This is a genomic window from Streptomyces sp. NRRL S-337, assembly GCF_000720175.1.
In the GTDB taxonomy this organism is placed as follows: Bacteria; Actinomycetota; Actinomycetes; order Streptomycetales; family Streptomycetaceae; genus Streptomyces; species Streptomyces siderophoricus.
Genome location: NZ_JOIX01000049.1, coordinates 44995 through 54050, shown reverse-complemented (window position 1 = coordinate 54050; position 9056 = coordinate 44995). Strand labels below are relative to the sequence as shown.

General features: G+C 66.9%; 11 protein-coding genes. 6 read left to right on the top strand and 5 right to left on the bottom strand.

The window, feature by feature from the left end; translation table 11 throughout:
- On the top strand, nucleotides 1–162 hold a 162-nt coding region (locus IG62_RS45330; protein ID WP_158795133.1), incomplete at its 5' end, for an integrase core domain-containing protein.
- Between the two features lie 11 nt (nucleotides 163–173).
- Nucleotides 174–995, top strand: a complete 822-nt coding sequence (locus IG62_RS45325) for a DUF1963 domain-containing protein (RefSeq protein ID WP_324604651.1) — start codon at nucleotides 174–176, stop codon at nucleotides 993–995.
- 93 nt (nucleotides 996–1088) lie between these two features.
- Here the strand turns inward: IG62_RS45325 and IG62_RS0128010 are convergent, their stop codons facing one another.
- The gene (locus tag IG62_RS0128010; RefSeq protein ID WP_030809110.1) at nucleotides 1089–1337 is read right to left on the bottom strand and encodes a hypothetical protein; all 249 of its coding nucleotides are present in this window, start codon (nucleotides 1335–1337) and stop codon (nucleotides 1089–1091) included.
- A 38-nt stretch (nucleotides 1338–1375) separates the two neighbouring features.
- Nucleotides 1376–2209, bottom strand: coding sequence for a Ku protein (locus tag IG62_RS0128005; protein WP_324604652.1), 834 nt, complete (start codon nucleotides 2207–2209; stop codon nucleotides 1376–1378).
- Between the two features lie 24 nt (nucleotides 2210–2233).
- Here IG62_RS0128005 and IG62_RS0128000 point away from each other — a divergent pair, with 24 nt between their 5' ends.
- Nucleotides 2234–2596 carry a hypothetical protein gene (locus tag IG62_RS0128000; protein ID WP_030809103.1) on the top strand — a complete coding sequence of 121 codons (363 nt, stop codon included), beginning with the start codon at nucleotides 2234–2236 and terminating at the stop codon, nucleotides 2594–2596.
- A gap of 113 nt (nucleotides 2597–2709) precedes the next feature.
- Here IG62_RS0128000 and IG62_RS0127995 read toward each other — a convergent pair whose 3' ends face one another.
- Nucleotides 2710–3339, bottom strand: a complete 630-nt coding sequence (locus IG62_RS0127995) for a hypothetical protein (RefSeq protein WP_030809099.1) — start codon at nucleotides 3337–3339, stop codon at nucleotides 2710–2712.
- 354 nt (nucleotides 3340–3693) lie between these two features.
- On the opposite strand from IG62_RS0127995, the gene IG62_RS0127990 reads away from it, so the two are divergent.
- On the top strand, nucleotides 3694–4047 hold the full coding sequence (locus IG62_RS0127990; protein ID WP_030809096.1) for a hypothetical protein: 354 nt from the start codon (nucleotides 3694–3696) through the stop codon (nucleotides 4045–4047).
- A 292-nt stretch (nucleotides 4048–4339) separates the two neighbouring features.
- Here the strand turns inward: IG62_RS0127990 and IG62_RS0127985 are convergent, their stop codons facing one another.
- Complete coding sequence (locus tag IG62_RS0127985) at nucleotides 4340–5416, bottom strand: hypothetical protein (RefSeq protein ID WP_030809094.1); 1077 nt, start codon at nucleotides 5414–5416, stop codon at nucleotides 4340–4342.
- 196 nt (nucleotides 5417–5612) lie between these two features.
- Between IG62_RS0127985 and IG62_RS0127980 the strand changes: the two genes are divergently transcribed.
- The gene (locus IG62_RS0127980; protein WP_030809091.1) at nucleotides 5613–6185 is read left to right on the top strand and encodes a GNAT family N-acetyltransferase; all 573 of its coding nucleotides are present in this window, start codon (nucleotides 5613–5615) and stop codon (nucleotides 6183–6185) included.
- A 212-nt stretch (nucleotides 6186–6397) separates the two neighbouring features.
- Entirely contained in the window at nucleotides 6398–8047 is a 1650-nt protein-coding gene (locus IG62_RS0127975; RefSeq protein WP_030809086.1) for a purine-cytosine permease family protein, read from the top strand.
- Nucleotides 8048–8205: 158 nt separating this feature from the next.
- Here IG62_RS0127975 and IG62_RS0127970 read toward each other — a convergent pair.
- A protein-coding gene (locus IG62_RS0127970; RefSeq protein WP_234326775.1) for an IS5 family transposase occupies nucleotides 8206–9008 on the bottom strand; the annotation gives its coding sequence in 2 pieces (ribosomal slippage) (nucleotides 8206–8664 and nucleotides 8667–9008; 801 coding nt in all).
- Between the last annotated feature and the right edge of the window lie 48 nt (nucleotides 9009–9056).

Genomic DNA, 9056 nt, shown 5'->3' with positions numbered 1-9056 from the left:
CTCGACGAATGGGCCTACCAACGGCCCTACACCTCAGACACCGAACGACAAGCAGCCTTCCCTGGCTGGCTGGACTGGTACAACTACCACCGACCCCACGCCGGAATCAGCGGCCACACCCCAGCCAGCCGCGTCACCAACCTCTCCGGACAACACAACTAGGGTCCTGGGCCATGACGACTTTGATGATCGACGCCGGCCCAACCGCGCCGGAATCCCTGGTGACCCGGACGGGTGGAGTGCCCCTGGCTCCCGCGGGCACTGAATGGCCGTGCTGCGCGTCATGCGAGGGCCCGATGCAGTTCCTTGCCCAGGTCATCCTGAACAACCTTGGTGCAGGGTCAGCGGAAGGCAAGCGCGGAATCCTTGCGTTGTTCGCCTGTCAAAACGACCCGGGCATGTGCAACGACTGGGAGCCGGCCTCGGGAGGGGACCGTGCCCTGCTCTTCCCGATGGCTGGCCTTGATCCGTTGCCCCGCCCAGAAGGTGCCGAGCAATCTCTGCTCGTGCTCGGCGATGTCCGGGCTGCCGACCTGGCGCAAGAGCCTGATGACAACTACGAGCTGGCCCGCGAAGCCTGGGCGGCGAGGAGCGAACGTCTCGAATCGTCCGTGCTTGGCCAGCTTGGAGGGGATCCCGCCTGGATCCAGGGTGATGAGACTCCCTCCTGCCCTTCGTGTGCTGACACCATGCCGTTCGTCGTTCAGTTTGAGGAAGGCCCTGATCACAGCACCGCCATGAATTTCGCGGCGGGGGTTGTGCATACGCGTTCGCCTGTGAGCCGTGCGGCCGCGCGTTGCTCATGTGGCAGTGCTGAGTCGCCCTCGGCGACCACTGAGCTGACCCCGCTCAGCTGCATGTGCCGATCCCCTCTGCAACACGCTTTTAGCCGGCCCACTCATGGCCAGGCGGTTCCCTACGCCTTCGGGATCTCCTCACGCTGTGGCCCCAGTGTTGGCGGGCGTCCTGTTCCGCCTCGCACGTTGAGTGGTTGAGCCTCAGCCGCGAGGGGCAACTTTACGACCGGCGCCACCCTGACCGACGTCTCCTTCCCGGGCACGCCCCTGGAACGGGTCGGCTTGGGCGTCTCAACCCGCGTTGGGGTCCTTGCCTGCGGTGCCGACCTGCAGACGCAACGCGGTCAGGTCGCTCTTGACGATGCCGAACTCGCGGTCGGTGGTCTGAGCGTTCTCCTCGAAGCGCCGGGTCAGCGCAGCCAGCTCGCTCTGGGCAACGGGACTATTCCAGAAGGCCCCCGAAACGGGACCAGACCCCGGTTGCCGCACTACAGCCTCGGCGAGCCCCATCGCATCCACCGGCAGCAGCCACACCGGCACCCGTACTCGTGGCGGGCGCCGATGGGCACGTCATACCGTTACGAGGCGGCTTTGGCGAGTGCCTTGATGAGCTGGTCGCGGTTCATCTTCGACCGGCCCGGAAGGTCCAGCTTGGTCGCCCGCTCGTAGAGCTCACCCTTGTTGAGTTGCTCAAGCTGGCTCTTCGCACCCTTGCCAGCCTTCTCCTGCTTCCTCTCGCCGTCCCTGCCCTCCCCCGACGACAGGCGCCTGACCTTCCCCCGGTCGCCGGCGGGCTGCTGGCGCTGCTTGCGGCTCTGATCGACGCTGCGCTGCAGTGCCTCCATGAGGTCGACGACGTCGGTGGCCTCGGGCGGGGCTTCCTCGCTGACGATCTCCTGGCCCTTGGCCTTCGCCTCGACCAGCTCCTTCACCCGTTCCTCGAAGGTGTCGTGGTAGTCCTCGGGACGCCAGTCGATGGCCAACGCGTCGATCAGCTGCCGAGCAGTGTCCAGCTCCTTGGGCTTGGCCTTGCCGCACTGGCCCAGCGCAGGCAGCTCCTGTTGCGGGGAACGGACCTCGTCGGCCCAGTGCAGCGTGTGCAGCACCAGGACGTCTTCCTGAGCGTGCAGCGCGACAAGGTACTGCTTGCCGCGCATGACGAACGTGGCGATGCCACCAGGTAGCGGACCAGGTGCGACGTTCGGCGGTGTGCTGGGACCGACGAGGCCCCGTCGCAAAAAGAGCGTCGTAGGGGTCACATTGGGCGTGATCGGCGCAGTACTTTTTGCAGTCGTAGGGTGCGCCGCACTGTGGAGTGCCTTCAGCGACAGCGCGGGGCCACGGGCCACAACTCGCCTGGTCAGCAGCCCTCCCGACCTGGCGGCCCCGGGACCAACGGAAAGCGGCCTCATCCCGAGCCAGCTTCCTATCCAGGTGTGCACCTGCCCCACGGATACCACCTGGAATTCACCGGCGACCCCCGTCAACCGAAGGACAGCAACTACGACGACGTGTACTACCTCTGCGACTTCACAGGTTGCTACTTGGGCTCGTACGACACGAAGCTTGTCCTGCTCAACACCGCGGAGCACGGCTCCTTGGAGACCTGCCGGTCCGCCACGCGCTACACCAATCACATCGAGCAGAAGCAACTGAGCCGGCGCTCGCAGATCTGCGTCCGAACGGCAGCAGGACATCTCGTCCTGCTCACGTACCAAGGCGCATCAGCGCATACGAGTCCCAGCCGATTCGTGACCTTTGACGCCAAGGTCTGGCGCAACGCCGTCGAGCCGAGCTGAGGCGCGAGGTGCCGACGGATGACCGACAACACCAGGTGACGGCCTCTCCGCGCCCGAAGCCCAGGGCCGGCGAGTTGCTGTTCCCGACGCCTGATAGCCCCTCGCTCCCAGATTCAGGCGCCGCCCAGGGCCCAGCTGCCGTCCTGCGGCACCGCGAAAGCGAGCTTCCAGGGCCTGTGGTCGGGGGCGGTGCAGACCGCCCAAAGGCGGATAGGAGCGGTGCGGTAGTCGCTGCGCCAGCGCTGCTCTCCCTCGGCGCCCTCGTACCAGAACGGTTTCAAGGACGGGTCGAGGGCGAGCCGATGCCGGTCACCGGGAAGAAGCGGGAATCCGGGGACCGAACGCCCCAGTCCATCCGCTTCATCGACTCCAGGCCGGAAGCGGTACGGCCCCCAGATGACTTCTGCTCTCTGCTCTGGTGTCGGAGTACCGGCCAGGTGGGGAAAACGAGAGCGATCACGGTCGTCTCGGATGGTCAGCTGGACGGTGAGTTCGCCCAGGGTGGCCGGGCTGTCGAAGCGTACGTACAGCACCTCATGGGGCTCAGCTTGGAGTTTGATCCGGAGCTGGGGCGTCAGTTCCTTGTGCCAGCGACCCCGCTCGATCTGTGCGACGGAGTCGGCCGTAGCGTTCGCCTTCCAGGCTGCCTTGTTGGCCTCGCGGGAGGCCTTCCATGCGCCCCAGGCAGCCAGCCCGCTGAGCGCAGCTGATGCCGCGGCTATAGACGTATCGACGATGCTCATGCCGGACTGTATAGCTCGCCTTGGCACGAGGGCTTCTGTACCGGCCGCAGGACGCCGCAGGGAGTGACACGGTCTCGCCACCACTCCAGGCGATCTCGCGAGTTCTGGGGGAGGATCGCCTGCAAGACGAGGACGGCGGCACCGGGTAGGGAGACCAGCGCTGCCAACACGGCCCGGCGAGCCTGATCGGCGGGCCGAGTAGCTCAGCCAACGTTGGACGCGCTGGTCCATAGCGCATGTGGCGGTGCGTGGTCAGGTTTCGGAGACATCGCTGCGGGTGCACCGGTTCGGCGAGCGGATGAGCCGCTCTCCCGTGCGCGGGAAGTTCCTTCATCGATAGGTGAGGAGAAGGGGATGGTTCGCGTGGTGGAACAGACGCCGGCAGAGCGAGCTCTGGCTCGCTCGTACACTTCTGGCGACGGGCAGGTCAGGTTTGAGGTCACGAACCTGACGATTCATCACCACGCCAACCGAAGCGTCACCTTCACGTACCGCATCACCGTCGTGCGGCAACAGCACCCGGAAGAAGACTGGGAGTTCACTCTCCCCTGGAACGACAAGTCCTTCACCGACGTGCTCACCTCACCCCAGCCCGATCCTGAACGGCTGAAGCAACTCGTGCACCTGGTCCACGCCCTGCTCGAAGAGTGGTGGAACACCAAGGGGCACAACCGTCAGTCGGCAAAGATGGGACGCCAGCTGCGTTGACTCGGTACGCCAGCTGATCCGCCAGATGCGCGAGGGCCTGGATCCGACGACGGATCCAGGCCCTCTGGCACAGCTGGCACACACGTTTCCCCGCTGCGGTCACTGCACCCCCCAGGGGGGTTCAGCTGAGCCGTCCACGGGGCCGTCCAGGACCTCCTCGACTTTGACCAGGACACTCGGTTATGAACCGTCATCGACCCGGTCGGCGCCGCCGCGACCCGCGCCCAGCAGAAGTCCGCTGCCCGGCGAAGCGCCGAGGCGAAGGCAGAGGCCGGGCCCTGAGGCGCTGAGATCAGTCGTCGTTGGGGCGCCAGCGGCTGGCGCTCCGTGCCGCGCTAGCACCGCCAAACCCCCACAGGACGAGGCCCAGGGTCGCGCTCACTCCAAGGCCGGCCAACACTGGAGTCGATGAAAGGCTTGCGTATCCGTCCGCCGTGAGCGGTCCGGCAAGCCAGGAATAGACGAGGACCCCTATCGCTCCTGCACTCAGCATTGGAGCAAACAAGCTCCACCCGCTGAGCCCGAAGAAGACGGTGCGGCGGCCGCTGAGGACCGTCAGGGGGGCAGCGGCCCGCCCTTGGCGCAGAAACGCGGCCTGCGTGTTGAGCGCGAACCCTACGGCAAGGACGGATGTTCCCAGCAGGCCGAAGTAGAGCAGCCAGCCCGACTGATCCTTGAGGACCATTCCCCCGCTGATCCAGTCAGTGCCAAGCGTGCTGACGTCGGTTCCGGGTGCGAGAGTGCGGTTGGCTCTCCGTTTGATCTCGGAGACGTCGAGCACGGTGTGGTGACGCGAGAGCACCAGCGCCGCCCCGCTTGCGGGCGCGGACATCGGTGTGGTGGCGATGGTGGTGATGTCGGTCCCGCTGCCAAGGGCGTAGCGGAGGCGTCCGTCGGCTTCGGCTGCGGGGGTGGCCGTGGTGGATCGACAGGGCAGTTCCACGGCCTTCAGGTCCGTGCATGTGCCTGTGGCTCGGATGGTCCCCTTGCTCTCAGTCAAGGACAGAAAGACCGCTTGCCCCGGCAGCGACTCGGCGAATTCCCTGGTGATGTGTTTGGGACTGGTCACCCGCACGACGCTGTCGCCGACTATGTGGTGCACGGCTGTTGCTTGTCGGACCGGCTCGACCATGCGCGACACCCACAGCTGTGCCTGACCGGTGATCCCGATGGCGATCACCACCGAGCACACCAGCCGTGACGTGGTGGCGGCAGAGGCTGCCATCCATCGACCCGAGATGAGGGCCGAGGATCCGGCCCAGCGACGAGTCTGTTCTGCCAAGGCGGAACCGGCGGTCCTGCAGGCCGCCGCGATGAGCGCGGGCAGCGTGGCGAACCCGCCGAGGGCGCCCACTGCCTGCAGCAGCACGCGCAGCGTGGGTGACGGTGCGAGTCCGGGCCCGTAGGAGGCTGTCAGCAAGAACACCGGGCAAGCCCAACATCGCTTATTGCACACTAGTCGCAACAATGAATGATTGGCTACAAAGAGGGTCAATCGCCCCGTCGGCACCCATGTGGGGCGCCACCGCGCACCCGGCGGCAAGCGCCCTGGCAGGTGCCGCCTGATGGCAACTGACATCCGCCTCTTCCGCGGCAAGGACCTGCTGAAGCACGCCGACGCCCTGCACTCCGTATACGCCGAAGCCTTCTGCGCCCCGCCCTGGAACGAGGACGAGGAGCGGGCAGTCGAGTTCGTGGGCCGGCTGGTGGACAACGTCCGCCGCCCCGGCTTCACCGCGGCGCTCGCCTTCGCCGGAGCCGAGACCATCGGCTTCGCCACCGCCTGGACGACCGTGGCCCCCTTCTCCACCGACCGCTGCTACCCGCAGGCCGCCGCCGGACTGGGAGCCCAGCGCACGGTCGAGTGGCTGTGCGGCGGCCGCGAAATCGACGAACTCGCCGTCCGCCCGGCGTCCCACGGCACGGGGCTGGCCGCCGAACTGCTGGAAGCGGTCACCGAGGACGTCCCCGAGGGCCGCTCCTGGCTGCTCACTTCCGTCCGCTCCCCGCGCGCCGTCACCTTCTACCGCCGGCAGGGCTGGACCCAGGCCACCCATCCCTCGCCCGAGTACAAGGGCATCGTGGTCTTCCTCAGCCCCCGCCACCCGGCACGCGCTCTGGCCGCTATTCCTCTCTGAAGATCCGGACCTGCGGAAACATCGCGTTCACGTCAACGGGAATCGGTGGTAACAACCGCTTTCTAGCGTGGCGGGCCGTGGGATCACCGTCGCATTCAGGGCTGCCAGAGACAGCTTCTGACGGCCCGTCGGCTTCCCGTTCTGCCGATGACGCCACGCGGGGCTCCCACTGCATCACCGCACCCGCACCCAGCCCCACCGGGAGACGTGGCATGACTACCACCGAGTCACCGCAGACGACGCCAGAAGCAGCGAAGCCCGCCGCCGACCAGGCGGTCAAGGAGACCCTGGAGGACTACACCCTCCGTTTCGCGCCCCGCAGTTACCGCCGCTGGACCCCCATGGTCGTGGCCACGACCGCCCTCGGCGGCATCGCCTACATGGCCGACTTCTCCATCGGCGCCGGCATCGGCCTCGCCCACGGCACCAGCAACGCGCTCGTGGCGATCGCCGTGGCCGCCGTCGTCATCTTCGTCACCGGCTTCCCCCTCGCCTACTACGGCGCCCGCTACAACATCGACCTGGACCTGATCACCCGCGGCTCCGGCTTCGGCTACTACGGCTCGGTCCTCACCAGCGTCATCTTCGCCAGCTTCACCTTCATCTTCTTCGCCCTCGAAGGCTCGATCATGGCCCAGGGCCTCAAGCTCGGCCTCGGACTGCCTTTGTGGCTCGGCTACTTGGTCTCCACCCTCATGGTCATTCCCTTGGTGATCTACGGCATGAAGGCGCTCAGCAAGCTCCAGGTGTGGACGACCCCGATCTGGCTGCTGCTGATGGTCGGCCCGCTGGTCTACCTGATCTCCACCGACCCCGGCACGGTCGACCGCTTCCTCGCCTATGCCGGCACCGACGGCGACGGTGGCGTCACCACCGCCTCCGTGCTGCTCGGCGCGGGCGTGTGTCTGTCGCTCATCGCGCAGATCGGCGAGCAGATCGACTACCTGCGCTTCATGCCGCCCAAGTCCGAGGCGAACAAGCGCACTTGGTGGACCGCGGTCGTCATGGCCGGACCCGGGTGGGTGGTGCTCGGCGCGCTCAAGCAGGCCATCGGTGTCTTCCTCGCCGTGTACATCCTTGCCAAGGTCGGCCCGGACGTCGCGCCCGAGCCGATCCAGCAGTTCAAGGGCGCCTTCGACGCGATGATGCCGTCCTGGATGGTGCTCCCGCTGGCCGTTGCCCTGGTCGTGATCAGCCAGATCAAGATCAACGTGACCAACGCCTACTCCGGCTCGCTCGCCTGGACCAACTCCTTCACCCGCATCACCAAGAACTACCCCGGCCGCATGGTCTTCGTCCTGGTCAACCTCGGCTTCGCGCTTGCCCTGATGGAAGCCGACATGTTCAGCTTCCTCAACGACATCCTGGGCTTCTACTCCAACTGCGCCATCGCCTGGGTCGTCACCGTCGCCACCGACATCGGCATCAACAAGTACCTGCTCAAACTCTCCCCGCTCCAGCCCGAGTTCCGCCGCGGCATGCTCCACGCCGTCAACCCGGTCGGCGTGGTCGCCTTCGTCGCCGCCTCCGGCCTGTCCATCGCCATATACTTCTACGCCCTCGGCGACACCCTCCAGCCCTACTCCCCCGTCGCCGCCGCCGTCATCGCCTTCGTCCTCACCCCGCTGATGGCGATCGCCACCAAGGGCAAGTACTACCTGCGCCGCACCGACGACGGCATCGACGAGCCGATGCTCGACGCCGACGGCAACCCGAGCGCGGTCACCCTCGACTGCCACGTCTGCCACCAGCCCTACGAACGCCCCGACCTCAGCGCCTGCGCCACCCATGACGCGGTCGTCTGCTCGCTGTGCCTGAGCACGGACAAGGTCGGCGACCATGTCCTGCCCGCTGCCGTGTAGGCCTGCCGAGTGAGACCGCCGAAACCAACCTCCGCGTCAGGGAACCCCAGACACCGTGGCCCATGATCTCCATGACAACGGGGGCCCAGAAATGGAACGCGATGCCTCGGCGCATCGCGACACGACGCCGAGGCTCGCCCTCCGCATAAGACGTCGTTTCACTTGGTGAGTCGGCGGTAGCCGATGAGGGTCGCGGCTATGCCGAAGAAGGCGAGGAAGTGTTCGGCCAGGCGTTCATAGCGGCGGTGCAGGCGGCGGCATCCGGCGAGCCAGGAGACCGTCCTTTCGACGACCCAGCGGTGGCGGCCCAGCCGGGTGGAGGACTCGATACCCGTGCGGGCGATGCGGTGGCGGATGCCTTTCTTGCGGAGCCATCGGCGCAGGTGGTCGTAGTCGTAGCCCTTGTCGGCATGGAGCTTGGCTGGATGCCGGCGGCGCGGTCCGCGCCGGGAACGGATGGGCGGGATCCCGACCACGAGTGGTTCCAGTCCGAGGCTGTCGTGCCTGTTGGCGCCGGAGATGCCCAGGGACAGGGGCAGCCCGTTGCGGTCCGTGATCAGGTGGATTTTCGATCCGCTCTTGCCTCGATCGGTCGGATTCGGTCCGGTCAGTGGCCCCCTTTTGCCGCTCTGACGCTGACGGAGTCGATCGCACACCGCGACCAGTCCAACGCGCCGCGGGCGCCGAGCTCGTCGAGGATGACGCGGTGCAGCTTGGCCCACACCCGGTCCCGGCTCCACTGGGCAAAGCGCCGGTAGACGGTGGGCCAGGCTGGCCCGAACATCGGCGGCAGCTGCCGCCACGTGCAGCCCGAGGTGGCCACGAAGATGATCGCTGCCAGGCAGGCGCGGTCGCCGGCCCGTCGGCGGCCGCCGCCTTCGGGGCGCATGACCTCCGTCGGCGGGACCACCCGCCGGAACAGCACCCACAACTCGTCCGGTACCAACCGCTCAAACCAAATCCGTCATGCACGGCTCAACGAGCGATCACACCATCAGAAACGGCATCC

Coding starts and splice junctions, on each gene's coding strand:
- IG62_RS45325 (WP_324604651.1), top strand. CDS start 174: ATGACGACTTTGATGATCGACGCCGGCCCAACCGCGCCGGAATCCCTG.
- IG62_RS0128005 (WP_324604652.1), bottom strand. CDS start 2,209: ATGAGGCCGCTTTCCGTTGGTCCCGGGGCCGCCAGGTCGGGAGGGCTG.
- IG62_RS0127995 (WP_030809099.1), bottom strand. CDS start 3,339: ATGAGCATCGTCGATACGTCTATAGCCGCGGCATCAGCTGCGCTCAGC.
- IG62_RS0127990 (WP_030809096.1), top strand. CDS start 3,694: ATGGTTCGCGTGGTGGAACAGACGCCGGCAGAGCGAGCTCTGGCTCGC.
- IG62_RS0127980 (WP_030809091.1), top strand. CDS start 5,613: ATGGCAACTGACATCCGCCTCTTCCGCGGCAAGGACCTGCTGAAGCAC.
- IG62_RS0127975 (WP_030809086.1), top strand. CDS start 6,398: ATGACTACCACCGAGTCACCGCAGACGACGCCAGAAGCAGCGAAGCCC.